Source organism: Microlunatus sp. GCM10028923, from assembly GCF_042666975.1.
Classification (GTDB): domain Bacteria; phylum Actinomycetota; class Actinomycetes; order Propionibacteriales; family Propionibacteriaceae; genus Microlunatus.
Map to the genome: position 1 here is coordinate 258103 of NZ_JBHTFF010000001.1, position 25801 is coordinate 283903.

At 70.4% G+C, this 25801-nt stretch carries 23 protein-coding genes; 18 read left to right on the top strand and 5 right to left on the bottom strand.

The genetic code is table 11. The features are described 5' to 3' along the window. The first annotated feature begins 165 nt into the window (after positions 1 to 165). The 8 genes from hpf to secA all read left to right on the top strand — a co-directional run bounded on the left by hpf (position 166) and on the right by secA (position 11447). Positions 166 to 840 carry a ribosome hibernation-promoting factor, HPF/YfiA family gene (gene hpf, locus ACFQU4_RS01170; protein WP_377485835.1) on the top strand — a complete coding sequence of 225 codons (675 nt, stop codon included), beginning with the start codon at positions 166 to 168 and terminating at the stop codon, positions 838 to 840. Positions 841 to 887: 47 nt separating this feature from the next. Further along, positions 888 to 2114 (top strand): winged helix-turn-helix domain-containing protein, encoded by a 1227-nt coding sequence (locus ACFQU4_RS01175; RefSeq protein ID WP_377485837.1) that lies wholly within the window; start codon positions 888 to 890, stop codon positions 2112 to 2114. Between the two features lie 382 nt (positions 2115 to 2496). Next, positions 2497 to 3636, top strand: coding sequence for an ABC transporter permease (locus ACFQU4_RS01180; RefSeq protein ID WP_377485839.1), 1140 nt, complete (start codon positions 2497 to 2499; stop codon positions 3634 to 3636). Then, positions 3633 to 4553: an ABC transporter permease gene (locus ACFQU4_RS01185; protein WP_377485841.1), complete on the top strand. Its 921-nt coding sequence runs from the start codon at positions 3633 to 3635 to the stop codon at positions 4551 to 4553. The genes ACFQU4_RS01180 and ACFQU4_RS01185 overlap by 4 nt, the downstream gene beginning before the upstream one ends. After that, positions 4550 to 5590 (top strand): ABC transporter ATP-binding protein, encoded by a 1041-nt coding sequence (locus ACFQU4_RS01190; protein ID WP_377485843.1) that lies wholly within the window; start codon positions 4550 to 4552, stop codon positions 5588 to 5590. Before ACFQU4_RS01185 ends, ACFQU4_RS01190 begins: the two co-directional genes overlap by 4 nt. Continuing rightward, a complete protein-coding gene (locus ACFQU4_RS01195; protein WP_377485845.1) occupies positions 5577 to 6635 on the top strand; it encodes an ABC transporter ATP-binding protein in 1059 nt (352 codons plus the stop codon). The genes ACFQU4_RS01190 and ACFQU4_RS01195 overlap by 14 nt, the downstream gene beginning before the upstream one ends. Positions 6636 to 6643: 8 nt before the next feature. After that, on the top strand, positions 6644 to 8338 hold the full coding sequence (locus tag ACFQU4_RS01200) for an ABC transporter substrate-binding protein (protein WP_377485847.1): 1695 nt from the start codon (positions 6644 to 6646) through the stop codon (positions 8336 to 8338). A gap of 139 nt (positions 8339 to 8477) precedes the next feature. Next, positions 8478 to 11447, top strand: coding sequence for a preprotein translocase subunit SecA (gene secA, locus ACFQU4_RS01205; protein ID WP_377485849.1), 2970 nt, complete (start codon positions 8478 to 8480; stop codon positions 11445 to 11447). A 7-nt stretch (positions 11448 to 11454) separates the two neighbouring features. On the opposite strand, the gene ACFQU4_RS01210 is transcribed toward secA, so the two are convergent. After that, positions 11455 to 11991, bottom strand: coding sequence for an Rv3235 family protein (locus ACFQU4_RS01210; protein ID WP_377485851.1), 537 nt, complete (start codon positions 11989 to 11991; stop codon positions 11455 to 11457). Positions 11992 to 12167: 176 nt separating this feature from the next. On the opposite strand from ACFQU4_RS01210, the gene ACFQU4_RS01215 reads away from it, so the two are divergent. Further along, positions 12168 to 12662, top strand: a complete 495-nt coding sequence (locus tag ACFQU4_RS01215; RefSeq protein WP_377487323.1) for a phosphoribosyltransferase — start codon at positions 12168 to 12170, stop codon at positions 12660 to 12662. Here the strand turns inward: ACFQU4_RS01215 and ACFQU4_RS01220 are convergent. Both ACFQU4_RS01220 and ACFQU4_RS01225 read right to left on the bottom strand, forming a co-directional pair. After that, positions 12659 to 13396, bottom strand: a complete 738-nt coding sequence (locus ACFQU4_RS01220) for a GntR family transcriptional regulator (protein ID WP_377485853.1) — start codon at positions 13394 to 13396, stop codon at positions 12659 to 12661. The genes ACFQU4_RS01215 and ACFQU4_RS01220 overlap by 4 nt on opposite strands. Before the next feature lie 20 nt (positions 13397 to 13416). Beyond that, entirely contained in the window at positions 13417 to 14595 is a 1179-nt protein-coding gene (locus ACFQU4_RS01225; protein WP_377485855.1) for a Gfo/Idh/MocA family protein, read from the bottom strand. Positions 14596 to 14674: 79 nt separating this feature from the next. On the opposite strand from ACFQU4_RS01225, the gene ACFQU4_RS01230 reads away from it, so the two are divergent. From ACFQU4_RS01230 to pruA, 9 genes are all read left to right on the top strand, one after another. Continuing rightward, positions 14675 to 16117, top strand: a complete 1443-nt coding sequence (locus tag ACFQU4_RS01230) for a wax ester/triacylglycerol synthase family O-acyltransferase (protein ID WP_377485857.1) — start codon at positions 14675 to 14677, stop codon at positions 16115 to 16117. After that, entirely contained in the window at positions 16114 to 16590 is a 477-nt protein-coding gene (locus ACFQU4_RS01235) for a DUF6912 family protein (RefSeq protein WP_377485859.1), read from the top strand. The genes ACFQU4_RS01230 and ACFQU4_RS01235 overlap by 4 nt, the downstream gene beginning before the upstream one ends. 56 nt (positions 16591 to 16646) lie before the next feature. Continuing rightward, positions 16647 to 17678 carry a LacI family DNA-binding transcriptional regulator gene (locus ACFQU4_RS01240; RefSeq protein ID WP_377485861.1) on the top strand — a complete coding sequence of 344 codons (1032 nt, stop codon included), beginning with the start codon at positions 16647 to 16649 and terminating at the stop codon, positions 17676 to 17678. Positions 17679 to 17768: 90 nt separating this feature from the next. Beyond that, positions 17769 to 19013: an ROK family protein gene (locus ACFQU4_RS01245; protein WP_377485863.1), complete on the top strand. Its 1245-nt coding sequence runs from the start codon at positions 17769 to 17771 to the stop codon at positions 19011 to 19013. After that, positions 19010 to 19993, top strand: a complete 984-nt coding sequence (locus tag ACFQU4_RS01250; protein ID WP_377485865.1) for a Gfo/Idh/MocA family protein — start codon at positions 19010 to 19012, stop codon at positions 19991 to 19993. Before ACFQU4_RS01245 ends, ACFQU4_RS01250 begins: the two co-directional genes overlap by 4 nt. Positions 19994 to 20038: 45 nt before the next feature. Continuing rightward, positions 20039 to 20944: a helix-turn-helix domain-containing protein gene (locus tag ACFQU4_RS01255; protein WP_377485867.1), complete on the top strand. Its 906-nt coding sequence runs from the start codon at positions 20039 to 20041 to the stop codon at positions 20942 to 20944. After that, positions 20937 to 21554 carry an MOSC domain-containing protein gene (locus ACFQU4_RS01260; RefSeq protein ID WP_377485869.1) on the top strand — a complete coding sequence of 206 codons (618 nt, stop codon included), beginning with the start codon at positions 20937 to 20939 and terminating at the stop codon, positions 21552 to 21554. Before ACFQU4_RS01255 ends, ACFQU4_RS01260 begins: the two co-directional genes overlap by 8 nt. Positions 21555 to 21604: 50 nt before the next feature. Next, a complete protein-coding gene (locus ACFQU4_RS01265; RefSeq protein WP_377485871.1) occupies positions 21605 to 22411 on the top strand; it encodes a Ku protein in 807 nt (268 codons plus the stop codon). Between the two features lie 85 nt (positions 22412 to 22496). Continuing rightward, positions 22497 to 24125 carry an L-glutamate gamma-semialdehyde dehydrogenase gene (pruA, locus tag ACFQU4_RS01270; protein ID WP_377485873.1) on the top strand — a complete coding sequence of 543 codons (1629 nt, stop codon included), beginning with the start codon at positions 22497 to 22499 and terminating at the stop codon, positions 24123 to 24125. Between the two features lie 36 nt (positions 24126 to 24161). Here pruA and ACFQU4_RS01275 read toward each other — a convergent pair whose 3' ends face one another. Both ACFQU4_RS01275 and ACFQU4_RS01280 read right to left on the bottom strand, forming a co-directional pair. Next, positions 24162 to 24920, bottom strand: a complete 759-nt coding sequence (locus ACFQU4_RS01275) for an RraA family protein (protein ID WP_377485875.1) — start codon at positions 24918 to 24920, stop codon at positions 24162 to 24164. 2 nt (positions 24921 to 24922) lie between these two features. Beyond that, positions 24923 to 25801: an amidohydrolase family protein gene (locus ACFQU4_RS01280; RefSeq protein ID WP_377485877.1), complete on the bottom strand. Its 879-nt coding sequence runs from the start codon at positions 25799 to 25801 to the stop codon at positions 24923 to 24925.

Consider the following 25801-nt stretch of genomic DNA (forward strand, 5'->3'; position numbering starts at 1 on the left):
AACCTATGGTGCACCAGCCCACGAATGACCACGGTTACGGGGGTCAGCTGCGGGTGAGGCTCGGTTGCACGGCACGGCCCAGCCAGGGCCAGGATCCCTTGCGACGGCGGTTGCGGTGGCGCGCGCCCCGGGGGATCCGACCGCCGCTCACCTACGGAGGTTGACATGGATGTTGTCGTGACCACGAGGCACTGCCAGGTGTCGGACGGGTTCCGGGAGCTCGTCAACGAGAAGATCGCCCGGCTCGAGAAGCTGAACGATCGCCTCGTCCGCGTCGAGGTCGAAGTCTCCGCGGAACGGAACCCGCGACAGCACGACCAGGCCAGCCGGGTCGAGATCACCGTCCGCGGCAAGGGCAAGGTGATCCGGGCCGAATCTGCGGCCGAGGACAAGCGGGCCGCGTTCGACCTGGCCCTGGACAAGTTGATGGCCCAGCTGCGCAGGCTCGCGGACCGCAAGCGGGTGCACCGCGGGACCCGTACCCCGAAGTCCCTGCACGACGCCGCGGCGCGGCGGCCCGAGACGAACGGCCACCAAGTGGTCGAGGTCGAGGACTCCGAGGTCCGGACGATCGCCGGCATGGAGGTGCGCGGCGACGGGCCGCTCGTGGTGCGGGAGAAGATCCACAACGATCCGCCGATGTCGCTCGAGCAGGCCCTGGAGGCGATGGAGCTGGTCGGCCACGACTTCTTCCTCTTCGTCGACGCCGAGACCGGCGTGCCGAGCGTCGTCTACCGGCGCCGCGCCTACGACTACGGCGTGATCAGGCTCGATCACGGCGCCCAGGACGCCGGCCACGTCAACGGCGGCACCCGGACCGAACCCTCGGTGCTCGTCTGACCGTCGGACCGGCCGGCACTGTCAGCGGCGGCCGATAGCCTCGCCGCGTGCAGGTACGACAGCGAGAGCGGCTGAGCCGCGCGCAGGCGAGGCGGGTCGCGCTCGCGGCCCAGGGCTTCGGAACGCCACGTCCGGAGCGTGCGGTCGGGATGCGCGACGTCCAGTCGGTGATCTCCCGGCTCGGCCAGTTCCAGATCGACTCGATCAACGTGGTCCGCCGGGCGCACTATCTGCCGCTGTACTCCCGGCTCGGTCCGTACGATCCGGCCCTGCTGGACCGGGCCGCGCACCGGGCGCCGCGCCGGATGTACGAATACTGGGGCCACGCCGCGAGCCTGATCGACGTCCGGCTGCAACCGCAGCTGCGGTTCCGGATGCGGGACGGCTTCCGCGACGTCTGGCGCGGCGTCGAGCGGGCGGCCCGGGACAACCCGAACCTGGTCGACTGGGTCCGCGACCAGGTCGCCGACCGCGGCCCGCTGACCGCCCGCGAGATCGAGTACGTGGAGGACCGGAGCAAGACCAACTGGGGCTGGAACTGGTCGACGGTCAAGACCGTGCTGGAGTGGCTGTTCTACTGCGGTGAGGTGACCTCGGCCCGCCGCAACGGCCAGTTCGAGCGGGTCTACGACCTGCCCGAGCGGGTGTTCCCGGCGACCGTGCTCGATGTGCCGGACCCGTCCCCGGAGGATTCGGTACGGGAGCTGGTGCGGCACGCGGCCACCGCGCTCGGCGTGGCCAGCGAGTTCTGCCTGCGCGACTACTTCAGGACCAGCGCGGCGATGACCAGGCAGGCGGTCACCGACCTGGTCGACGCCGGCGAGCTGTTGCCGGTCCAGGTGGAGGGCTGGGAGAAGCCGCAGTACCTGTGGCACCAGGCCCGGGTGCCGCGCCGGGTCGACGCGCGGGCCCTGCTCAGTCCGTTCGACTCGATGATCTTCGAACGCGCCCGGCTGGAACGGATCTTCGACTTCTTCTACCGGATCGAGATCTACGTCCCGGAGCCGAAGCGGCAGTACGGCTATTACGTCTACCCGTTCCTGCTCGGCGAGCGCTTCGCCGCCCGGGTGGACCTGAAGGCCGATCGGGCCGCCGACCGGCTCCGGGTGAACTCCGCCTGGCTGGAGCCGGGGGAGGACCCGACCGAGGTGGCCGTCGAGCTGGCCGCCGAGCTCCGTACCCTCGCCGACTGGCTCGGCCTGTCCACCGTCGCGGTGGCCGGGAAGGGCGATCTGGCCGAACCGCTCTCGGGCGCGGTCAAGCGCGCCGCCTGAACGTCGAACGACCGGGCCGGCACGGACGTCGACAGCCTCGACATCGGCGCCTGGTCTTCCCGCCCCGACCGCGTCTCTTACGGTCAGCCGGCGTCTCGGTTCAGCGGCCCCGACTCCGCCTTTGGGCACCTCTCCGCGGTCGGCCCAACTCTCGCGTCGCCGTCCCCTTGGGAGTAGCGGCCTACCAGGGGACGGGCCCGCGACTTCGCCGCCGCGGCGCGAGCCTGCCGTTGAAACGCCGCTCAGGATCCCCGCGACCGCGCTCGTTCCACCCCTCTCCGCCTCAGCCCGGCATGCCCGCGCGCAACGTTGCACGTTACTGTGACGTTTCATGAGTAGTTAAAGCATTGACCACGCAGGTTCGATCACTTAGCGTAGCCGCGTGCACGAAGCCGTGAACGTTCCCCAAGGCAGCCCGAGACGGGCCGCCTCCGGGACGTCGACCGAACAGCGGGCCAAGCCCGGCGGCCCGGCCCGGCCCGATCGTCCGGCCCGCCCGGCCCGGAGCGCCGCGGGCCGACTCCGGTTCCTCGCTCGGCGGTTCGGCTTCTACCTGTTCACGTTCTGGGCCGCGGTCACGCTCAACTTCGTCATCCCGCGGTTCATGCCGAACGACCCGGCCGACTCGCTGCTGCGCTCGATCCAGCAGCAGACCGGTCAGCCGCCGTCGCCGGAGACGATCGCCGCGGTCCGCCGGATGTTCGGCGACCCGACCGAGAACCTGCTCCAGCGCTACCTCGACTACTGGGTCAGCCTGAGCCGGTTCGACTTCGGCGTCTCGGTGGTCAACTACCCGGTCCCGGTCGCGCAGCTGGTCGGCCAGGCGCTGCCCTGGACGGTGCTCCTGGTCGGCGTCACCACCGTCCTGGCCTGGGTGATCGGGACCGCGCTCGGCGCCTACCTGGGCTGGAAGCCGGGCGGCCGGTTCGACGCCCTGTTCACGCCGGCGACGACGTTCCTGCACGCGATCCCGACGTTCTGGCTGTCCCTGCTGGCGCTGTGGGTGTTCGCGTTCCAGCTGGGCTGGTTCCCGATCGCCGGCGGCTACGACCCGAACGTCCCGTACCAGATCAACAACGTCTGGTTCCTGCTCAGCGTGCTCCAGTACGGCGCGCTGCCGGCGGCGACGTTGATCTTCATCGGGTTCAACGGCTGGCTGTTCACGATGCGCAACGTCATGGTCACCACGGTCAGCGAGGACTACGTGCTGCTGGCCCAGGCGAAGGGGCTGTCGACCCGGCGGGTGATCTTGATGTACGCGGCCCGCAACGCCCTGCTGCCCAACGTCACCGGGCTCGCCCTGGCGATCGGCGGGGTGATCGGCGGTGTGCTGCTGACCGAGGTCGTGTTCACCTACCCGGGCATGGGCCACCTGCTCTACGTCGCGACCCTGAACCAGGACTTCCCGGTGATGCAGACGATCTTCCTGATGATCACGATCACCGTGCTGCTGGCCAACCTGATCGCGGACTCGATCTACGTACTGCTGGATCCCCGGACCCGAGAGGCGACGAGCCGATGAGGGCGGTGCTGCGCAACACCAAGGCCAGGGTCGGGCTGGCCGTGTTCGGCCTCTTCCTGCTGGTCGCGATCTTCGGCCCGCTGGTCGTCGACCGGATCCTCCAGACCAATCCGCGGGAGATCGACTACGACCACCTCGGTTCGCCGCCCGGCGCACCCGGACATCCTCTGGGTACGACGATCCAGGGCGCCGACGTGCTGGTCCAGGTGATCATCGGCGCCCAGGGATCGGTCTTCGTCGGGATCACCTCCGGCCTGCTGGCGACGGGGCTCGCGGTGGTGATCGGCGTGCCGAGCGGGTTCCTCGGCGGCCGGCTGGACCGGGTGCTCACCGTCTTCACCAACCTGTTCCTGACCCTGCCCAGCTTCGCCCTGATGCTGATCGTCGCCGGCTACATCCAGGGCGCCGACTGGTGGGTGATCGCGATCTTGATCGCCGCGTTCGAATGGCCGGGCGGCGCCCGGTATCTGCGGGCGCAGACGCTGTCGCTGCGGAACCGGGACTTCGCGGTCGCGATGCTCATGATCGGCGAGTCGAAGACCAGGCTGGTCTTCGCGGAGGTGCTGCCGCACCTGACCGGGATCATCTCGGCGATGTTCCTGCGCGCCGTGGTCGCGGGCGTCTTCGCCGAGGCCGGGTTGGCCTTCCTCGGCATCGGTACGACGACCTCGGTGTCCTGGGGGACCATGATCTCCGAAGCCCAGCAGCAGTCCGCGATCCTGAACGGCGTCTGGTGGTGGTTCGTCCCGCCGGGCCTGTGCATCGCCGTGCTCGGCACTGCGACCGCCCTGGTGAACTTCGGCATCGACGAGGTGTCCAACCCCCGGCTCGGCGCGGCCAACCGGAAGTTGATCAAGCAGTTCGAGCGGGCGGCCGCCCGGCTGCGGGCCCGGCCGGGGACGGAGACCGTCCGATGACCACCACCACGAACACCACGACGAACACAGCGAGAGTCGGCGAGGTGCTGCTCGAGGTGGAGGACCTCAGCGTCGCCTACCTGACCCAGGCCGGCCCGGTGCCGGCCTGTGACCGGGTCTCGTTCACCCTGCGCCGCGGCGAGATCCTCGGCGTGGCAGGGGAGTCCGGCAGCGGCAAGTCGACCTTGATCACGGCGCTGCTCCGGCTGCAGCGGCCGCCGGCCGTGACCACCGGCGGCCGGATCGCCTACCACCCGGACGGTGCCGAGCCGATCGACCTGGTCCGGATCAGCGAGCGGGGCCTGCGCCGCTACCGCTGGAACGAGCTGGCCATCGTGATGCAGAGCGCCATGCACTGCCTCAACCCGGTGCTGCGACTGTCGGCCCAGTTCGTCGACGTCCTGACCAGCCACGATCCGTCGCTGTCCAAGGCCGACGCCATGGCCCGGGCCGGCGAACTGCTGCGGATGGTGGGCATCGCCGAGGACCGGCTGTCCAACTACGCCCACGAGCTGAGCGGCGGGATGCGGCAGCGGGCGCTGATCGCCCTGGCGCTGGCCTGCAACCCGCAGCTGATCGTCATGGACGAGCCGACCACCGCCGTCGACGTGGTGATGCAGCGGCAGATCCTCGCTCAGGTGATCAAGCTCCAGGCCGAGTTCGGCTTCGCGGTGATCTTCGTGACCCACGACCTGTCGCTGCTGATGGAGCTGGCCGACCGGATCGCGATCATGTACGCCGGCAAGCTGGTCGAGCTGGGCGCCGCGGCCGACCTGTACACCGCGCCGCAGCACCCGTACACCAAGGGATTGCGGGACTCGTTCCCGCCGCTGCACGGCGACCTGACCGAGCTGCGCGGCATCCCGGGCACCCCGCCGAACCTGCTGGCCCCACCGTCCGGCTGCGCGTTCCACCCGCGCTGCCCGCGCCGGTTCGACGCCTGCGAGACGACCGAACCGGCCTTGATCGAGCACGAGGGCCGCGAGGTCGCCTGCCTGCTGTACGGCACCGAAGGAGCCCCCGATGCCCGACCATGATCAACAGCTCGACGATCGACGGCCGGTGCTGGAGGCGGTCGGGCTGACCAAGCACTTCGAGGTCACCGACCGGTTCGGCCAGTCCAAGCTGGTCCGCGCCCTGGAGGACGCCGACCTGGCTCTGCACCCGGGCCGCACAGTCGGCCTGGTCGGCGAGAGCGGCTCCGGCAAGACGACGCTGGCCCGGCTGCTGGCCCTGTTCCACCCGGCGACCTCCGGCGAGATCAAGCTCGACGGACGTCCGGTGTCGCACTCCAAGGACGGCGAGCGGGACTACTACCGCCAGGTGCAGTTGATCTTCCAGGACCCGTTCGCGTCGCTGAACCCGCTCAAGACGGTCCGCTACACGCTGGGCCGCGCGCTGCGGATCCACGGCCACGCGCGGAAGGCGGACCTCGAGACCAAGATCATCGAGCTGCTGCAGAAGGTGAACCTGACGCCGGCGGAGACGTTCATCGACAAGCTGCCGCACGAGTTGTCCGGCGGGCAGCGGCAGCGGGTCGTGATCGCCCGGGCCCTCGCGGTGCAGCCGAAGGTGCTGCTCGGCGACGAGCCGATCTCGATGCTCGACGTGTCGATCCGGCTGGACGTGCTCAACCTGCTGGCGAACCTGCGCGACAGCGAGGACCTGGCGCTGCTCTACATCACCCACGACATCGCCAGCGCCCGCTACCTCTGCGACTCGATCACCGTGCTGTACGCCGGCCAGCTGGTCGAGGGCGGACCGGTCGACGCGGTGATCCAGCAGCCCCGGCACCCGTACACCCGGCTGCTGCTCGACTCCTCGCCCGATCCCGGCCGGACCGTGACCGCGGGCGGCCGGCGGGCCGGGCTGTTCGACCTGGAGGAGTCCCTGGGCGAGCCGCCCAACCTCAGCGACCCGCCGCCGGGCTGCCGGTTCCACCCGCGCTGCCCGTTCGCGATGGACGAATGCCGTACCGAACTACCGGCCCGCACCGAGTTCCCGGACGGGCACTGGGCCCGCTGCTGGCTGCACCAGAAGAAGCAGAGCCATCTGCTCGAGCTCGACGTAGAGAAGAAATGAGACGAACGATGACCCGACGCCTGACCGGCCGGCTGATCGCCGCCGCGACCTCGGCCGCCCTGGCCCTCTCCCTCGCCGCCGGCTGCAGCACCGAGCGCACCGTCGACGGCGGCTCCGGCGGCCCGAGCGGCGGTGCCTCGACGGTGGACACGCTGAACATGACCGCGTCCGCCGCCACGCCGACGTTCGCCCGGAACTGGAACCCGTTCTCGCCGGTGGACAAGAAGAGCCCTGCCTCCGGCCTGATCTACGAGCCGCTGCTCCGGATCAACCACACCCAGGCGAAGAAGCCGGAGCCCTGGCTGGCCGAGTCCTTCGCCTGGAGCGACGGCGGCAAGAAGCTCACCTTCACCCTCCGGTCCGACGTGACCTGGTCGGACGGCAAGCCGTTCACCTCGGCCGACGTGAAGTTCACCTTCGACGTGCCGGCCAAGCACGACAACCTCGGCCTGGCGGTGCCGTTCGAGAAGGTCGAGGCCCCGGACGAGCGGACCGTCGTGGTCACCTTCGACGACGTCTCGTACCAGAAGATCGACTGGTTCGGCGGCTCGGCGGCGCCCGCGCTGATCGTGCCCGCCCACGTCTGGCAGGACCAGGACCCGTCGTCCTGGACCAATCCCGAGCCGGTCGGGACCGGGCCGGTGAAGCTGGAGACGTTCAGCCCGCAGCAGGTCAGCTTCGCCGTCCGGGACGACTACTGGAACGGCCAGTTCAAGATGAAGAAGATCAACATCAAGCCGTTCGCGTCGCCCGAGGCGGGCAAGGCCATGATGCTGAAGGGTGACCTGGACTGGTCGACGATGTCCTGGGCCGACGCCGAGAAGCAGTTCGTCGCGAAGAACCCGGAGACCAACAAGTACTGGGCCTATTCCACCGGCGGCGCCGAGGGTCTCGACTTCAACAACGCCAAGCCGCCGCTGGACGACGTGCACGTCCGCCGCGCCCTCTACTACGCGATCGACGCCGAGAAGATCCTGGCGCTGAACAAGACCGGGCAGCAGGTGACGAATCCGACCGGGCTGTCCGACGACGTCTGGCACGACCTGATCGATCCCCAGTTCGCCGGGAAGAAGATCACCCAGCGGGTCGACGAGGCGAAGGCGGAGCTCGCCGCGTCCTCGTACAAGCTCGAAGGCGGAGTGCTGACCAAGGACGGCAAGGCCTACCCGCTGACCATCAAGCCGGTCGTCGAGTACTCGAACTGGGCGGCCTGGGGCCAGGGCCTCTCGCAGCAGTGGAAGGAGACCCTCGGGGTCGAGGTCAAGGTGCTGCCGACCCCGGAGACCCAGGTGTTCAACCAGATCGCCGAGGGCGACTACCACATCGCGTTCGACTGGATGTACGGCGGCAACACGCAGTGGGCCAGCTTCGACTCCAACCTGAGCAGCGAGAACTACCTGCCGGTGGGGGAGAAGGCCAACGCCAACTACGGCCGGTTCAAGAGCGCCGAGGCGGACGAACTGCTGAAGCAGCTCTACCGTGCCGAGGATCCGAACCAGACCAAGGACCAGGGCTACCAGCTGCAGCGGATCCAGGCTGATCAGGTGCCGTACGCGCCGCTGTTCACCGCCGCGTGGTTCATCGAGGTGAACGCGACGAACTGGACCGGCTGGCCCGATCCGGCGGCTCCGGAGTCCGTTCCGCACACGCTGCTCGGGCCGGACACGATCCTGACGATCCGCAACCTCACCCCGGCGCGATAGGGGCCCCCGGCGCCCCGGAAATCCGGGCGTGCTGGTCTGGTACGGATGCTGGCCTACGATAGGGAGGCGCCGGCGCCAGGTGACGCGCGGCGAAATCCGGGATCGTCAATACAAGGGAGCCAAGACCGCCGTGGGCTTGATGGATAGGTTGCTGCGGGTCGGCGAGGGCAAGACGCTGCGCCGGCTCAAGGCGATTGCCGACTATGTCACGAAGATCGAATCCGACTTCGAGGAGATGTCGGACGAGGAACTGCGCTCCCAGACCGACGAGTTCAAGAAGAAACTCGAGGACGGCGCCAGTCTCGACGACCTGATGCCGGAGGCCTTCGCGACGGTCCGCGAGGCCAGCCGGCGGGTGCTCGGCAAGCGGCACTTCGACGTGCAGCTGATGGGCGGGGCGGCGCTGCACCTCGGCAACATCGCCGAGATGAAGACCGGTGAGGGCAAGACCCTGGTCGCGGTGCTGGCGTCGTACCTGAACGCGCTCAGCGGCAAGGGCGTCCACGTCATCACCGTGAACGACTACCTGGCCAAGACCCAGTCCGAGCAGATGGGCCGGATCCACCACTTCCTGGGGCTCGAGGTCGGCGTCATCCTGTCGGCGATGACGCCCGCCGAGCGTCGGAAGGCGTACGCGGCGGACATCACGTACGGCACCAACAACGAGTTCGGCTTCGACTACCTGCGCGACAACATGGCGCTGCAGCTGAGCGACTGCGTGCAGCGCGGGCACCACTTCGCGATCGTGGACGAGGTCGACTCGATCCTGATCGACGAGGCGCGGACGCCGCTGATCATCTCGGGCCCGGCCGAGGACAGCCACGAGTGGTACCCGCAGTTCGCCAAGCTGGTCGACCGGCTGCAGCGGGACGTGCACTACGAGGTGGACGAGAAGAAGCGCACCGTCGCGATCCTGGAGACCGGCATCGAGGTGGTCGAGGACCGGCTCGGCATCGAGAACCTGTACGAGTCCGCGAACACGCCGCTGATCTCGTACCTGAACAACGCACTCAAGGCCAAGGACCTGTTCAAGAAGGACAAGGACTACGTGGTCGTCGAGGGCGAGGTGCTGATCGTCGACGAGCACACCGGCCGGACGCTGGTCGGGCGGCGCTACAACGAGGGCCTGCACCAGGCGATCGAGGCCAAGGAGAAGGTGCAGATCCGCGAGGAGTACCAGACCCTCGCCACGATCACGCTGCAGAACTACTTCCGGATGTACAGCAAGCTGGCCGGCATGACCGGCACGGCGATGACGGAGGCTGCGGAGTTCCAGAAGATCTACGGCCTCGGCGTGGTCCCGATCCCGACCAACGAGCCGATGGTCCGCGAGGACCAGCGTGACTACATCTACCGGACCGAGGAAGCGAAGTTCGCCGCCATCGTCGAGGACGTGGTGGAGCGGCACGAGCAGGGCCAGCCGATCCTGATCGGCACCGCCTCGGTGGCCAAGTCGGAGATCCTGTCCGCCCTGCTGAAGAAGGCCGGCGTCAAGCACGAGGTGCTGAACGCGAAGCAGCATGACCGGGAGGCGGCGATCGTCGCCATGGCCGGCCGCAAGTCCGCCGTCACGGTGGCCACCAACATGGCCGGCCGCGGTACCGACATCATGCTCGGCGGCAACCCCGAGTTCATGGCCGACAAGCAGCTGCAGGACAAGGGCATCGACCCGGTCGAGCACTCCGAGGAGTACGAGAAGCTCTACCCGGAGGTGCTCGAGGAGCTCGAGGAGGCCACCAAGTCCGAGCACGACGAGGTGGTCGAGCTGGGCGGGCTGTACGTGGTCGGCTCGGAGCGGCACGAGTCGCGGCGGATCGACAACCAGCTGCGCGGCCGGTCCGGCCGGCAGGGCGACCCGGGCGAGAGCCGGTTCTACCTGTCGCTGGGCGACGACCTGATGCGGCTATTCAAGTCCGACATCGTCGAGTGGGTGCTGCAGGCGCTCAAGGTGCCCGACGACCAGCCGATCGAGAACAAGCGGGTCTCGTCGTCGATCGCCAGCGCGCAGGCCCAGGTCGAGTCGCAGAACTTCGAGACCCGGAAGAACATCCTCAAGTACGACGACGTGATGAACCGCCAGCGGCACGCCGTCTACGGCGACCGGCGGAAGGTGCTCGAGGGCGCCGACGTCGAGCAGCAGCTGCGCAACACCGTGGACACCGTGGTCGAGCAGTACGTCACGAACGCCACCGAGGGGTTCGCCGACGAGTGGGACCTCGAGCAGCTCTGGACCAACGTCAAGACGCTGTATCCGGTCTCGCTGAAGCTCGAGGACTACGACACCGATGATCTTGATCGGCAGACGCTGATCGACGACTTCAAGGCCGACGCCGCCGCCGCGTACGACAAGCGCGAGGAGGAGCTCGGCGCCGAGGTGATGCGGGAGCTGGAGCGGCGGGTGCTGCTCACCGTGCTGGACCGCAAGTGGCGGGAACACCTCTACGAGATGGACTACCTGCGCGAGGGCATCGGCCTGCGCGCGATGGCGCAGCGCGATCCGCTGGTCGAGTACCAGCGCGAGGGCGGCGCGATGTTCAACGCGATGATGGCCGCCTTCATGGAGGAGGTCGTCGGGTTCGTGTTCCACATCGAGGTCGAGGTCGAGCCGGCCGCGAAGGTCGGCGTCGCGACCGATGCCGACGGCGCTCCGGTGCAGGTCGGCTCGGGCCAGAACGGATCCGGCCAGAACGGTGCCGGCCGGACCAACGGCAAGGCCGGCGGGAAGTCCCGGAGCAAGGCGAAGTCGAAGCCGCGGATCGAGTCCGGTCCGGATCCGGACGGCCCCGGCGTCGAGGTGAACCGGGTCGAGGAGCCGACCAACGAGGAGCTGGCCGCGGGTGCGGCCGCCGACCTCGCGGAGTCCGAGGACGACAAGGAGCCGGAGACCGTCGGCGCCGGCGGGCGACCGCGGCTGCGCGGCAAGGGCCTGGAAGGCGGCGGCCGGTCGCGGCAGCTGTCGTACTCGGGATCGGGCACCGACGGGAAGGCACAGTCGGCGAAGAAGTCCGAGGACGACCCGTACGCCAACGCGTCCCGGAACGCGCCCTGCCCGTGCGGCTCCGGCAAGAAGTTCAAGCTGTGCCACGGCCGGTCCAGCGCGCAGCGCTGATCCCGGATCAGCACAGCCGCAGGTCCGTGACCAGCCACCGGTCGTAGTTCACCTCCAGTCGCAGCGCGACCGGAACCGAGGCCGGCCCGATCCGGACGTGTACGGCGGCCTCGGCGACCAGGTCCGACGGATGCTGGGCCCGGGCCGACTGCACCCAGGCCTGCCGGACCGGCCCGCCGCGCGGGATCGTCGGCACCAGGCTCGGCCGTGCGGCGAGCCCGGCCAGCCGGTCGAGTTGATCATCGTCGAGCCAGCGGGACAGCTGCCCGAGCGGCCGCCGGCCCCGGACCACCTCGACCGCCGCCAGGGCCAGCGAGGCCGCCCAGTTCGCGGCGTCCGGCAGCCGCTGGTCGGGCGTCGCCTGCCACACCGGCCCGGTCTCGGCGGGCCGGTCCATGAACACGGCCGGCGGCTCCGGCCCGTCGGGCGCGTCGAGCAAAGGCGGCTGACCGGCCGGCACCGCGATCGGACGGGTCAGCGAGGCGAACCAGCCGATCGCGGCCGGCCGCGACTCGACCGCCGGCAGCAGACGTGGCCCTGACATCCCCCCACCCCAACCCGACCCCCGTCCCCGCGTCCACCCCCACCTGCCGACCGGGCACAAAAGCAGCCGTTTCGGCGGCGTGTCGCTGCGGAACTGCCCGGTCGGCGTTCCGCGGCGGGACAGTGCGGCTCGTTGACATTCGATCGTCATGTTCCCGGTTTAGGGTGATCGCCATGGTGACCGCCGAGCGCGAAGCGATGACCTGGCCGATCTTCGGTACGGCGAGCCGGGCGCTGTCCGCGTCGGTCGCCGAGAGCGGGTTCCGGCCCGACATCGTGCTCGGCATCTCCCGGGGCGGGCTGATCCCGGCCGGTGCGCTCGCGTACGCGCTGGACTGCAAGAACCTGTTCACGATCAGCGTCGAGTTCTACACCGGGATCGACGAGCGCCTGGACGTGCCGGTGATGCTGCCGCCGTTCCTCGACGCGACCGACCTGGACAACGCCAAGGTGCTGGTCGTCGACGACGTCGCCGACACCGGGAAGACGCTGGAACTCGTGCACGACTTCTGCCGCGGCCACGTCGCCGAGGCCCGGACCGCCGTGCTCTACCGGAAGTCCCAGTCGATCGTCGACCCCGACTACGCGTGGGCGACGACGGACCACTGGATCACCTTCCCGTGGTCGGTCGATCCGCCGGTCGTCGACCGCGGCGGCGCCGCCGAGTCCTAGACGGCCAGGGACGACCGGATGCTGTAGCGCGCGGCGTGGTAGATGTGCCGGCCGTATTCGACCAGCCGGCCGGAGTCGTCGTAGGCCAGCCGGTCGGCGGTCAGGCAGGCGAGTGGCGGCATGGCGCCGAGCAGGTCCGCCTCGTCCTCGCTGGCCAGCCTCGCCCCGACCCGCTGGTGCGCCAGCTTGAGGTTCACCCCGGCCCGGCGCAGGCACGGGTAGAGGCCGTACCGCTCCAGGTCGGCCGGGTCGAGTTCGATCCGGGCCGGCAGGTAGTTGGCCAGCACCGCCAGCGGGAGGTCGTCGGCCAGCCGCAGCCGCCGGAGTTGCAGGTACGGCTCGTCGGCCGGCAGCGACACCCGCTGGGCGATCTCGGCCGGCAACGGGCCGACCCGGAAGTCGAGCAGCCGGGTGGTCGGCGTCTTGCCGGCCTCGACCAGGTCGTCGAACAGGCTGGACAGCCGTTCGTCGCGGCTGAACCTGGACCGGACCACCTGGGTGCCGACGCCGCGCTTGCGGACCAGCAGCCCCTTGTTGACCAGTTCCTGGATCGCCTGCCGCGCCGTCGGCCGGGAGACGCCGAGCCGGTCGGTCAGCGAGAGCTCGTTCTCCAGCCGGTCGCCGTCGGCGAGTTCGCCGGTCGCGATGGCCCGCTCGATCGCCCGGGACAGCTGGAGATACAACGGTTCCGCCGCGGACCGGTCCAGCGTGATGTCGAGGCGGCGGCTGGCCATGGCTGACATGGTAAGCCTGCTCAGCCGACGTCCACCCAGGATTTCTGGGCGATGGAACGGCTCAGAGCGGCGCCGACCCGCGCGGCCGCGACGGCGTCGATCATGGTCGCGCCCGCCGGGGTTCCGTTGGGGGCCGCGGAGCCGGCGCGGATCGCGGTGATCAACCGGTGCAGTTCGATCACCTTCAGGTCGTCGTACGACAGCGCGATGCCCGGCGCCGGCTGGTACGCGCCGAGGTCACCGGCCTCGGGCCCGACCAGCACGGTGCGGTACGCGGCGCCGGCCCGGCCGCCGTCCAGGCAGACCTGGAGCTCGCCCATCCGGCGGAAGTCCCAGGCCACCGCGCCCTCGGTGCCGCGCACCTCGAACCCGTACCGGCACTGATCACCGACCGAGGTCCGGCAGGACTCGAGCACGCCGCGGGCGCCGCCGGCGAAGCGCAGCAGGGCGGACAGGTAGTCCTCATTCTGCACCGGCCGCGACGGTCCGCTGCCCTGGGCGAAGTGCGACGTCGCCCCGGTCGCCTCCGGCCGCTCGGTGATGAAGATCGCGTCGTCGGCGATCACCGACTCGATCTCGCCGACCAGGTAGCGACCAAGATCAACTCCGTGGCAGACCAGGTCGCCGAGGACGCCGCTGCCGGACAGTGATCGGTCGAACCGCCACGAGAACGCGCCGCCGGGATCGGCGGAGTAGTCGGCCAGCATCCGGATCGACACCATGGTGACCCGGCCCAGCCGGCCGTCCTTGATCAACTCCCGGGCCGCCTCGACGGCCGGTGCGTAGCGGTAGTTGAAGCCGACCGCCGACCGGACCCCGGCCGCGGTGACCGCGTCCGCGATGGCCGTCGTCTCGGCAAGATCACGCCCGGCCGGCTTCTCCAGCCAGAGATGCCGACCGCTCTTCGCCACCGCGGCGCCGACCTCGGCGTGCAGGAAGTTGGGTGTGGTGACGCTGACCAGGTCAAGATCATCCCGGTCCAGCAGCGCGCGCCAGTCGTCCAGCACGGTGTCGACGCCGTAACCGGCGCAGAGTCTCCGGATCCGTTCCCCGCCGTTGATCTCGGCCACGGCGACCAGTTCCGGGGCCGGCAGGTCGGGGTAGTGCTGGGCGAGCCGGCGGTACGCCCGGGCGTGCACCTGGCCCATCCAGCCGAAGCCGATGATCCCGGCGCGGACGGGGGAGTCGGGTGAAGTCATGGTGATCAGTCTCGGTCATCGGCCCGGGTCCGGGTAGTACGGTGGTCGGGAAACGGCGGGACGCGAGATCGGAGGTGGGATGCCGCAACGGCTGAAGCCCGAGGAGGTGTCGGTCCTCGCGCTCGACACGGCGCGCGCGCCGGGGCACATCGGGACCGTGGACATCTTCGCCACGGACGGTGACGGGTTCAACTACGAGCGGCTGATCGGGCTGATCCGGGAGCGGCTGGCCTACGTGCCGCGCTACCGGCAGCGGCTGCGCTTCCTGCCGGCGAACCTGGCCGGACCGGTCTGGGTGGACGACGAGCACTTCGACCTCACCTTCCACGTCCGCCGCTCCGCACTGCCGCGGCCGGGCACGATGGAGCAGCTGCGGGAGTTCGTCGGCCGGGTGCTGGCCCGCCGGCTGGACCGGTCCCGCCCGCTGTGGGAGGTCTATCTGGTCGAGGGTCTGGCCGGAAACCGGTTCGCCCTGGTGGCCAAGTCGCACCTGCTGCTGATCGACGGCGTGGACGGAGTCGATCTTGGTCAGGTGCTGCTGGAGGACGAGCAGGACCCGCCGCCGGACGGGTTCGGCAGCGCGAACTGGCACCCGGTCCCGGAGCCGTCGGACGCCGAGTTGTTGATCTCCTCGGTGCTGGACGGGGTACGGAATCCGGAGCTGGCGGTGGAGAACGTCCGCGGCGCGCTGACCGGAGCGCTCGGTACGGCGATCGCGATCGGTGAGGCGGTCGGCGGCATCGCCGGGGCGCTCGGCGAACTGGCCGGCGACGCGCTGCGCGGGACCCGGCCGCCGACCACGTCGCCGCTGACCGGGGTGCTGTCCGAGCAACGTCGCTACGCCGGCGTCTCGCTGCCGCTGGCCGACCTGCGCAAGATCAGGGCCGAGCATGATCACACCGTCAACGACGTGATCCTGGCCGTGATCGCCGGCGGCCTGCGCGGCTGGCTACTGGCCCGCGGCGAGCCGGTCAGCCCGCAGACCGTGGTCCGGGCGGTGGTGCCAATGAGCGTCACCGAGGACGACGGCGAGCCGACCTCGCTGGGCAGCCAGGTCGCGCCGCACGTGCAGACGCTGCCGGTGGGCGAACCGAACCCGCTGATCCGGTTGCACCAGATCGCGTACGCGACGCAGGCGCACAAGGACACCGGCCGCGCGGTCGACGCCCGCACCCTGACCGACATCGCCGGCTTCGCGCCGACCACGATCCACGCGCTCGGCGTCCGGGTCGCCGGCGAGGTGATCCGGGCCCGGCACGACCTGTTGATCACCAACGTGCCCGGCCCGCAGCGGCCCATGTACGCGGCCGGCGAGCGGCTGGCGGCCAGCTACCCGGTGCTGCCGCTGACCGCCGGGCACCTGCTGGCCATCGGCGTCACCTCCTACGACGGCGAGGTGTTCTTCGGGCTGACCGCGGACCGGGACGCGATCAGCGACCTCGACGTACTGACCCAGTCCCTGGTCGACGCGCTGGCCGAGCTCAGCGAGCTGACCGAGGCCCGGCAGCGAGGCGATTCATGATCATCTACGTACCGGCGTCGGTGGCCGAGGCCACCGGGCTGCGGGACGGCGGCACACTGCCGAACCGGCGCGGCTCCGCAGTCACGCCGGCCCTGCTCGCCGCGGCCGGGTTCACGCCGAAGGACGCCGAGGACGCCGGCTACACCGCGCTCAGCCACGCCGGGGTGCAGGCGCTGCTGACCGGCGACGACGCGGCCGGCGGCCGGCGGCTGGTGCTGGCCGCGGACGCCGGCCGGGTGACCGACCTGGCCGACCCGTACGGAGCGGTCGAGGTGACCGGCCTGACCTGGGACCGGGTCTGGGCGCTCTATCTCGACGAGCCGGACGCGGCCGAAGCCGTCCGGAAGGCGGCCGCGGTGGTACGGCCGGGGGAGTCGGTCGCCGACGCGCTCGACCGGCCCGAGGTCGGCGCGCTGCTCGATGATCATGACCTGCTCTGGTACGACCCGACCGAGCTGGACCGCCTCTCCTGAACCGCGGCAGCCCGTCCGAAACCGGCGATCCCGGCCGGTCTGTCAGGATTACGGACATGGTCGACCAGCAATCGGACACCGAGCATCGGTCCGCCAGTGTCCGTGACGTCGCCGCCCTGGCCCGCGTCTCGCCGACCACCGTGTCCAACGTGCTGTCCGGCAACCGGCCGGTCGCGACGGCGACCCGGGACCGGGTGCGGCAGGCGATCGACGAACTCGGCTACCGGCCGAACCTGAGCGCCCGCAACCTCCGGCTCCGCCGCGGCGGGCTGATCGCGCTGGCGGTCCCGGAGATCGACGTCCCGTACTTCGCGGAGCTGGTCCGGCTGGTCGTGCAGGCCGCCCGCCGGCGCGGCTACACGGTGCTGATCGACCAGACCGAGGGCGACGCGGACGCGGAGCGGTTCGTGCTCGGCGGGATGAACCCGGGCATGGTCGACGGCATCCTGTTCAGCCCGCTGCGGACCGACCGCGCCGAGTTCGAGCAGCGCCGGGACCGGACGCCGCTGGTCCTGCTCGGCGAGCGGATCACCGGCCGCGGCATCGACCACGTCGGGATCGACAACGTCGCCGCCGCGACGGCCGCCACCCGCCACCTGGCCGACCAGGGCCGGCGCCGGATCGCGGCGCTCGGGCACCGGACCGAGACCGGTACGGCGGCGCTGCGGTCCGAGGGCTATCGGCAGGCGCTCGACCAGGCCGGGCTGCCGTACGACGAGGACCTGGTCGTGATCACCCACGGTTACCACCGGACCAACGGCGCCATGGCGGTCCGGCAGCTGCTGCAGCAGGGCGACCCGCCCGACGCGCTGTTCTGCTACAACGACCTGCTCGCCCTCGGTGCCCTGCGCGCCCTGCACGAGGCGGGGCTCCGGGTGCCCGAGGACGTCGCCGTGGTCGGCTTCGACGACATCGACGACGGCCACTACAGCATCCCGACCCTGTCCACGATCGCGCCGGACAAGGCGCGGATCGCCGAGAGCTCGCTCGACCTGCTGCTGGCCCGGATGGCCGACCCCGCCGCCGGGCCGAGTCAGGTGACCGTCCCGTACACGCTGGAGGTTCGGGAGAGCTCACGCCCGATCTAGCAGATATCGATCAATAATCGATCTAACTGAGGTTGCTCCGGCGAGACTAGTCGTTGACTGGGGCGCCAGAACGCTGACATATTGTTCGATGTGGCGAACAATAGAGGGCTTGCCGCAGGCGTACGCGACGTCAACTCGGCCGCTCTGCTGGACGCCGTCCGGCGGGACGGCCCGACCACCAGGACCGAGCTGCTGCAGCGGTCCGGCCTGAGCAAGGCCACGGTATCGGTCATCGTCGGCGATCTGCTGGAGCGCGGTCTGATCAAGGAGACCGGCCGGCTGCAGCAGGGCCGGGGCCGGAGCCGCGCCGTGCTCGAGTTCGATCCGGCGGCCCGGACCGTGGCCGGCGCCCAGCTCAACGACGAGGCCTGCGAGTTCGTCCTGACCGACCTCTACGGCAACCCGTACCACCAGCACCGGGTGGCGCTGCCCGGCACCGACCCGGACCGGGTCCTGGCGGCCGTCGCCGACGGCTTCCGGACGGTACGGGATGCGGCCACCTCGCCGGTCGTCGGCCTCGGCCTGGGCACCCCCGGCAACGTCGACCGGGACGGCCGCCGGGTCGTCGTCGCGCTCACCCACGGCTGGCAGGACCTGCCGGTCGCCGACCGCCTCGAAGATCAACTCGGGATCCCGGTGGTGATCGCCAACCGGGCCAAGGTCGCCGCGCTCGGCGTGATCGGGCACGGCCAGCCGGACGGCCCGCAGGACCTGATCTACGTCTACCTCGGCTCGGGGATCATCGCCGGTATCGTGATCGACCGCCGGCTCTACTTCGGCCGGGACGGCAGCGCCGGCGACATCGGCCATGTCACGGTCCGCGCCGACGGCGAGCTGTGCAACTGCGGCAACCGGGGCTGCCTGCACACGTACGCCTCGCAGGAAGCGATCCTCGGTGCGGTCCGGTCCCGGCTCCGGGAGGCCGAACATCCGGAGGAGTCGATCTTGTGGCAGCGCACCGACGGAGCGCTGGCCTCGCTCACCGTACCGATCCTCGGCGAGGCGGCCGCGGCCGGCGACCCGATCGCCCTCGCCGCGGTCGACCAGGTCGGCGGCAGCCTCGGCCTGGTGATCGCCAACCTGATCAACACGCTGAACCCGGACTCGGTGATCATCGGCGGCCCGACCACCGGACTCGGGGCGCCGCTGCTGGCCGCGATCGAGGCCGAGGTACGCCGCCGGGCCCTCAGCGAGTCACGGCGCGAACTGCAGCTTTCCCTGACCCGTGAGGAAAACGGGCCGGCCGGCGCCGCCGCGCTCTGGCTCAGCCGGCACCTCGATGACAGCTATTCGCTGAACCGCATCCTGTCCGACGAACTCGAGGGGACACCATGATCGACTTCGGAGTGGCCATCGTCGGCTGTGGCGGGCTGGGCGCGACCCATGCCCGCTGCATCGCCGAGATCGACGGCCTGCGGACGATAGCGTACTGCGACCTCGACCAGGCCCGGGCCGACGCGATGGCGACCGAGTTCGGCGGCTACGGAACCACCGAGTTCGACCGGATCCTGGCCGACGACGCCGTCAAGATCATCTACCTGACCACCCAGCACGACAGCCACGCCGACCTCTGCTGCCGCGCCCTGGCCGCCGGAAAGCACGTGATGGTGGAGAAGCCGCTGGCGATGACGCTGGAGCAGTGCCTCCAGGTGCGCGAGGCCGCCGCCGCGTCGTCGGCGATGCTGATGGTCGCGTTCAAGATGCGCTACTACGAGCTGCTGGCCAAGGCGCGGGAGTTGATCAGCGACCCGCTCATGATCACCATGCAGCTGATGGACGTCCGCTGGGGTGATCAACTCTGGGTCAACGACCCGGTCCGCGGTGGCGGCAACGTGCTGGCCCAGGGCTGCCACGCGACGGACCTGATCAGGTTCCTGGCCGGCCGGGACCCGATCGAGGTGTACGCGGCCGGCGGCAACTTCTACCAGGCGACCGGAGTGGTGGACAACCTGTCCGCCGTGTTCCGGTTCGACGGCGACGTCGCCGGCAACTGGATCCAGGGCGACTGCGACACGCCGCAGGTGACCAGCAAGTTCTTCCTGCAGTTGTTCGCGGAGGGGCGTGCGGTGACCCTGACCGACCGGCTCACCACGCTGGTCTACACCGAGGGCGGCCAGGAGAAGCTGCGCCTCCGCGGCACCGAGTCCGGCTTCCACGAGGAGAGCCGGGACCTGCTCCGGGCGCTCCGCGAGGAGGCGCCGTCGCCGGTCGACGTCACCGACGGGCTGTACGCCACCGTGATGGCGCTGCAGGCGATGGCCTCGACCCGGTCGCACCGGCCGGAGCCGATCCGGGACGTGATCGCCGGACGATGATCCGGATCAAGCGGCGGTCGGCCGGATGGGGCCAGCATGGAGGGCATGGGCACCCAGGACGACCGATTCGCTGCCTTCGTCGAGGCACTGGCCGACGGGATGGACGAGCATCTGTCGCCGGCGGAACTGGCGGAGCGGCTGCACCTGTCCCGATCCCACCTGGACCGGGTGGTGGCAGCGGTCGGCGGTGAATCGCCGATCCGGTTGCGCCGCCGGGTGCTGCTGGAGCGGGCTGCCTGGCGGTTGACCGTCGGCGACGGCACGATCCTCGATGCCGCGATCGAGGCCGGCTACTCCTCCCACGAGGCGTTCTCCCGTGCCTTCGCGCAGGCGTACGGCAGCAGTCCGTCGGTGTGGCGGACGGAGCCGACCCAGCTCCGGCTGCCGGGCCCGAGCGGTGTCCACTTCGCACCACCGGGTGGGCTGTTCCTGCCCGGACCCCGGCAACCGGAAGGGGCAACCGCCATGTTCACCGCGCTGGTCGATCGCCACATTCAGTCGATCGGGAGGCTGATCGCCGCGGCCCGGGAACTGCCCGACGAGCAGCTCGACCGGCCGATCGAGTTCTCGGTCGAACTGATCGACGACCTGCCGACCATCCGCCGCCTGCTGTCCCGGCTGGTCGGCCAACTGGACATGTGGAACCAGGCGATCCGGATGGGTGACTACGACTTCGGGATCGAGGCGCATGAGTCGCTTCCCGACCTCGAGGCCCGCCTCGCCCGCGTCGGCCCGGCTTTCCTCGCCCACGTACGGCAGGCCGACGAGTACGGGTCCGGCGACGACACCTTCGTCGACGCGCTCTGCGAGCCGCCGATCACGATGACGTACCTCGGCCTGATCAACCACGTGCTGACCTACGGGGGCCATCGGAAGACGCTGGTGGCCGGCGCCCTGACGTCGGCCGGCTGCGCCGGCTTCGACGCCCTCGCCTCGTCCGACCATGGCTGAACTGCTCGCGGTGAACGTGGTCCGCGAACTCCGGACCGGCCACCGTGGCGACACCGCGATCGACAAGCACCCCGTTCGCGGGCCGGTCCCGGTGACCGAGCTGGGACTGGCCGACGACCGGCAGTGCGCTCCGGCTCACGGCGGCCCGGACAAGGCCTTGTACGCGTACGCGCTCGAGGACTACGCCTGGTGGTGGACCGAGCTCCAGCGCCGGCTCGGTCCGGGTCTGTTCGGCGAGAACCTCACCACGCTCGGACTTGACGTCAACGGCGCCCGGATCGGGGAGGTCTGGGCGATCGGCGACCAGGTCAGGATCGAGGTGCGCGGGCCTCGGACGCCGTGCCCGAATCTGAGCGAGCGGCTTGGGATCGAACGCTTTCACCGCGAGTTCGCGGCCTCGGGCCGGGTCGGTGCCTACCTGAAGGTGGTGCGGGTCGGGGAGATCGCGGCCGGCGCCCGGATCCGGATCGTGCGGCGCCCGGACCACCCGGTCACGGTCGCCGCCTGGTGCCGTCCGACGGCCGAGCAGGCCGAGCAGTTGATCGGCAGCGAGGTGGACCTGTCACCCGAGGTACGACGTCGCGCGCGGCGCCTGACCGGACGCGGCTGACCGGGGCCTGACCGGGCCGGAATGTCGGCGGCGTAGGGCAGACTGGCGTCATGCCTCGTTCAATCTGGAAGGGCGCGATCTCCTTCGGCCTGGTCACCATTCCGATCAAGCTGTATTCGGCGACCGAGGAGAAGGACGTCAGCTTCCGTCAGGTGCACCCCGAAGACGGGGGCCGGATCAAGTATCGGCGGGTCTGCGAGAAGTGCGACAAGGAGGTCCCGTTCGCGGAGATCGCCAAGGGGTACGAGACCGCGGACGGCCGGATGGTGATCCTGGAGAAGGAGGACTTCGACGCGCTGCCGCTGACCACGACCAAGTCGGTCGAGGTGGTCCAGTTCGTGGCGGAGGACGAGGTCGACCCCACCTACTTCGCGAAGACGTACTTCCTGGAGGCGGACGGGCCCGGCGTGAAGCCGTACGTGCTGCTCCGGGACGCCCTGATCCAGAGCGGGCAGAGCGCCGTGGTCAAGGTCGCGCTGCGGTCCCGCGAGGCGATTGCGCTGATCCGGCCCAAGGACGGCGTGCTGCTGATGCACACGATGCTCTGGCCGGACGAGTTGCGCGACGGTGCGTTCGCCGCGCCGCCGGCCGAGGTGACCGTCTCCGAGGCCGAGGTGGACATGGCGCGCTCGTTCATCGATGCGCTGTCCGGCGAGTTCGACCCGTCGCAGTTCACGGATGCGTACCGCGAGGCGATCGAGGAACTGGTCAAGTCGAAGCTGGACGGGGTCGAGTTGCCGGTCGAGACCGAGGCCCCGGAGGAGGCCGAGGTGGTCGACCTGGTGGCGGCGCTGCGGGCGTCGGTCGAGGCGGCCAAGAAGCGGCGTGAGGGTGCGGAGGAGAAGAAGGCGATGTGAGGTTGGCCGGACCTCCGAACGACCTCGCGGAGAATGATTCCCCGCGACAAGCTTCGGAGACGGTCCGTGGAGTAGCCTCGCCGCCGTGGACGCCGTAACTTTTGTGCCCGATCCGGTCAACGAGCCGGTCCGTAGCTACGCCCCGGGAAGCCCCGAGCGGGAGTCCCTGGTGGCCCGCCTGTCCGAGCTGGCCGACGCCGGTCCGGTCGACCTGCCCGCCGTCATCGGCGGCGAGTCACGGACTCCCGGCGGCGCTCCGTTCGAGGTACGGATGCCGTCCGATCACGGCCACCTGCTGGGCCGCTCGGCGGCCGCCAGCCAGGCCGACGCCGGCGCGGCGATCGAGGCGGCGCAGCGGGCCCGGCACGACTGGGCGGCGGCGAGCTTCGACGACCGGGCCGCGGTCTTCCTGCGCGCGGCCGACCTGCTGGCCGGGCCGTGGCGGGACACCGTGAACGCGGCCACCATGCTGGGCCAGGGCAAGACGGTGCAGCAGGCCGAGATCGACGCGGCCTGCGAGCTGATCGACTTCTGGCGGTTCAACGTCTCCTTCGCCCGCACGCTGCTCGAGCAGCAGCCGAACAGCTCGCCCGGCGTCTGGAACCGGACCGACTACCGGCCGCTGGATGGTTTCGTGTACGCGATCACGCCGTTCAACTTCACCGCCATCGCGGGCAACCTGCCCACCGCACCGGCGCTGCTCGGCAACACCGTGCTCTGGAAGCCGAGCCCGACCCAGCAGTTCGCGGCGCAGTTCACGATGGAGTTGCTGCAGGCGGCGGGGCTGCCGGCCGGCGTGATCAATCTGCTGCCCGGCGACGGCATCGACGTGTCCGCGGTCGCGCTGCACCACCCGGACCTGGCCGGGATCCACTTCACCGGCTCGACGGCGACCTTCCAGAAGCTGTGGGGGACCGTCGGCGCCAACCTGCCCCGCTACCGGGCCTACCCGCGGATCGTCGGCGAGACCGGCGGCAAGGACTTCGTGGTCGCGCACGCCAGCGCCGACCCCGACGTGCTGCGTACCGCGCTGATCCGGGGCGCCTTCGAGTACTCGGGGCAGAAGTGTTCCGCCGCGTCGCGCGCCTACGTGGCCCGCAGCGTCTGGGACAAGATCAAGTCCGACCTGATCGAGCAGACCGAGGCGCTGCCGGTCGGCGACGTTCGTGATCTTGGAAACTTCACTTCGGCGGTGATCGACCAGCGCTCGTACGCGAAGCAGGCGGCCGCGATCGAGCGCGCCCGCGGCGACGCCGACACCGAGATCCTGGCCGGCGGACGGACCGACGACTCGACCGGCTGGTACGTCCGGCCGACCCTGATCGCCTCGACCGACCCGCGCAACGAGATCTTCACCACCGAGTACTTCGGCCCGATCCTCGGCATCCACGTGTACGAGGACGACGCGTTCTCCGCGACCCTCGCCGAGGTGGACCAGGCCGCGCCGTACGGGCTGACCGGAGCCGTGATCGCCGACGACCGGGCCGCCGTCGCCGAGGCCGCCCGGACGCTCCGCTTCTCGGCCGGCAACTTCTATGTCAACGACAAGCCGACCGGCGCGGTCGTCGGCCAGCAGCCGTTCGGCGGCTCCCGGCGTTCCGGCACCAATGACAAGGCCGGCTCGCCGTGGAACCTGATCCGCTGGGTCAGCCCTCGGTCGATCAAGGAGACCCTTGTCCCGCCGACCACCCACGGCTACCCGCACCAGGGCTGACCCAACCGAACGGCCGCCCGGCCGTGTCGGGCGAGGCTAGACCCCGTCGTAGTAGGCCTCGACGGCGTCCGCGTCGATGCTCGGATCGTGCGGCAGGCCGAGCCGTTCGTACTTGGACCGGCGGGCCCGCATGTCGCTGAGCAGGATCGCGCGAGCGTGGGTGGCGACCTCGAGCGCCACCTCCTGGGGCACCACGACCACCCCGTCGTCATCGGCGCCGACGATGTCGCCCGGGTTCACCTGGGCGCCGCCGCAGGCGATCGTGGTCTGGGTCTCGATCGCCTCGATCCGGCCCGGGATGATCGTCCGGCCGCGGTGGCGGGACACGATCGGCGTGCGCTGGGTGGCGAGCTCGGCGGTGTCGCGGCAGTAGCCGTCGGTGACGATGCCGACGGCGCCGCCGAGGATCGCGCCGAGGGAGTTCTCCGAGCCCCAGTAGCCGGTCTCGGGGCCGCCGCCGGAGTCCATCACGATCACGTGGCCGGGCGTGAGATCCGTGGGCAGCTTGGCCTGCGGATACTTGGCGAACCAGCGGCCGTGCGCGGCGACGATGTCCTCGGTGGTGTCCAGCTTCCACATCGGCTTGTTCGACGGTACGGCGCGGATCGTCGCCGCCTCGCCGAAGAACCGCATCCCGGACCAGATCGGGCGCAGCTCGGGCGAGACCAGACCGATGTTGAAATAGCCGATGCCGTCCAGCGCGTCGACGACGTCGACCACCCGCAGGTAGCGGTACAGGCTGCCGAGTCGCTGCGGATCGGCCTTGGTCGGATAGGTCGGGGTCGTGGTGGTCATGATCAGCGGATCTCCTTCGGGGGTTGGGTTTCCTCGGCTGGGGGATGATCAGGCAGGCCGTACCAGCGACGGGCGGTGCCGCCGCTGATCTCGGCCAGACCGGGGGAGTCGCAGACGGCCGCGGCGACGGACCGCACGTCGTGCCAGGCCCGGGCGTACGGGGCTCGCAGCTCGACCACGGGCCAGTTCGAGGCGAGCATGCACCGCTCCGGGCCGAACCGCCGGATCGCCCACTCGACGTAGCGGGGCAACGCGTCGGCCTGCCAGGATTCCCAGGCGGACAGGACATCCAGGCCGATCGACAGCTTGATCGCGACGGCCGGAAGGCCGGCCAGCCGGGCCAGTTGATCGGCCCAGGGCTGCCAGCCGGCAGTCTCGACCGGTGGCCGGGCGAGATGATCGAGAACGATCTTGAGCTCCGGTACGGCCTCGGCGAGGTCGATCACCGCCTCGACCTGCTCCGCCGTCACCGGCACCACGTCCCAGGCGAGTCCGCAGCCGGCCAACTCGGCGAACAGCGCCCGGACCTCGGGGTCGCGGGTCCACTCGATCGGAGCGGCGCCGATCAGGCAGCGCACCCCGGACAGCTTGGGGATGGTGATCCGGTCCAACTCACGCCGCGCGGCGGCCGGATCGGCCAGCGGCAGCCAGCCGACCACGCCGACGACCGGCGGCTGCTCGGCGAAGACGGCCAGCCGGTCGTTCTCGTCCGGGCCGTCGACCGACTCGACCAGGACGGTGCCGGTGACCGGCGTGCCGGCGGCGGCGGTGATCAGGTCGTCGGGCAGGTAGTCCCGGGCGATCCGGTGATGGGAGTCCCGCCGCCACGGCTGCTCGGCTTCGCCCAGCCGCCAGAAGTGCTGGTGTGCGTCGATGATCAT

Bases quoted from the DNA above. Each gene is read 5' to 3' on its own strand.
- ACFQU4_RS01260 (WP_377485869.1), top strand. From the start codon at position 20,937: ATGGCTGAACTGCTCGCGGTGAACGTGGTCCGCGAACTCCGGACCGGC.
- ACFQU4_RS01265 (WP_377485871.1), top strand. From the start codon at position 21,605: ATGCCTCGTTCAATCTGGAAGGGCGCGATCTCCTTCGGCCTGGTCACC.
- ACFQU4_RS01200 (WP_377485847.1), top strand. From the start codon at position 6,644: ATGACCCGACGCCTGACCGGCCGGCTGATCGCCGCCGCGACCTCGGCC.
- ACFQU4_RS01280 (WP_377485877.1), bottom strand. From the start codon at position 25,801: ATGATCATCGACGCACACCAGCACTTCTGGCGGCTGGGCGAAGCCGAG.
- ACFQU4_RS01190 (WP_377485843.1), top strand. From the start codon at position 4,550: ATGACCACCACCACGAACACCACGACGAACACAGCGAGAGTCGGCGAG.
- ACFQU4_RS01225 (WP_377485855.1), bottom strand. From the start codon at position 14,595: ATGACTTCACCCGACTCCCCCGTCCGCGCCGGGATCATCGGCTTCGGC.
- ACFQU4_RS01195 (WP_377485845.1), top strand. From the start codon at position 5,577: ATGCCCGACCATGATCAACAGCTCGACGATCGACGGCCGGTGCTGGAG.
- ACFQU4_RS01255 (WP_377485867.1), top strand. From the start codon at position 20,039: ATGGGCACCCAGGACGACCGATTCGCTGCCTTCGTCGAGGCACTGGCC.
- ACFQU4_RS01230 (WP_377485857.1), top strand. From the start codon at position 14,675: ATGCCGCAACGGCTGAAGCCCGAGGAGGTGTCGGTCCTCGCGCTCGAC.
- ACFQU4_RS01275 (WP_377485875.1), bottom strand. From the start codon at position 24,920: ATGACCACCACGACCCCGACCTATCCGACCAAGGCCGATCCGCAGCGA.
- ACFQU4_RS01250 (WP_377485865.1), top strand. From the start codon at position 19,010: ATGATCGACTTCGGAGTGGCCATCGTCGGCTGTGGCGGGCTGGGCGCG.
- ACFQU4_RS01220 (WP_377485853.1), bottom strand. From the start codon at position 13,396: ATGGCCAGCCGCCGCCTCGACATCACGCTGGACCGGTCCGCGGCGGAA.
- ACFQU4_RS01185 (WP_377485841.1), top strand. From the start codon at position 3,633: ATGAGGGCGGTGCTGCGCAACACCAAGGCCAGGGTCGGGCTGGCCGTG.
- ACFQU4_RS01210 (WP_377485851.1), bottom strand. From the start codon at position 11,991: ATGTCAGGGCCACGTCTGCTGCCGGCGGTCGAGTCGCGGCCGGCCGCG.
- secA (WP_377485849.1), top strand. From the start codon at position 8,478: ATGGATAGGTTGCTGCGGGTCGGCGAGGGCAAGACGCTGCGCCGGCTC.
- ACFQU4_RS01235 (WP_377485859.1), top strand. From the start codon at position 16,114: ATGATCATCTACGTACCGGCGTCGGTGGCCGAGGCCACCGGGCTGCGG.
- hpf (WP_377485835.1), top strand. From the start codon at position 166: ATGGATGTTGTCGTGACCACGAGGCACTGCCAGGTGTCGGACGGGTTC.
- ACFQU4_RS01240 (WP_377485861.1), top strand. From the start codon at position 16,647: ATGGTCGACCAGCAATCGGACACCGAGCATCGGTCCGCCAGTGTCCGT.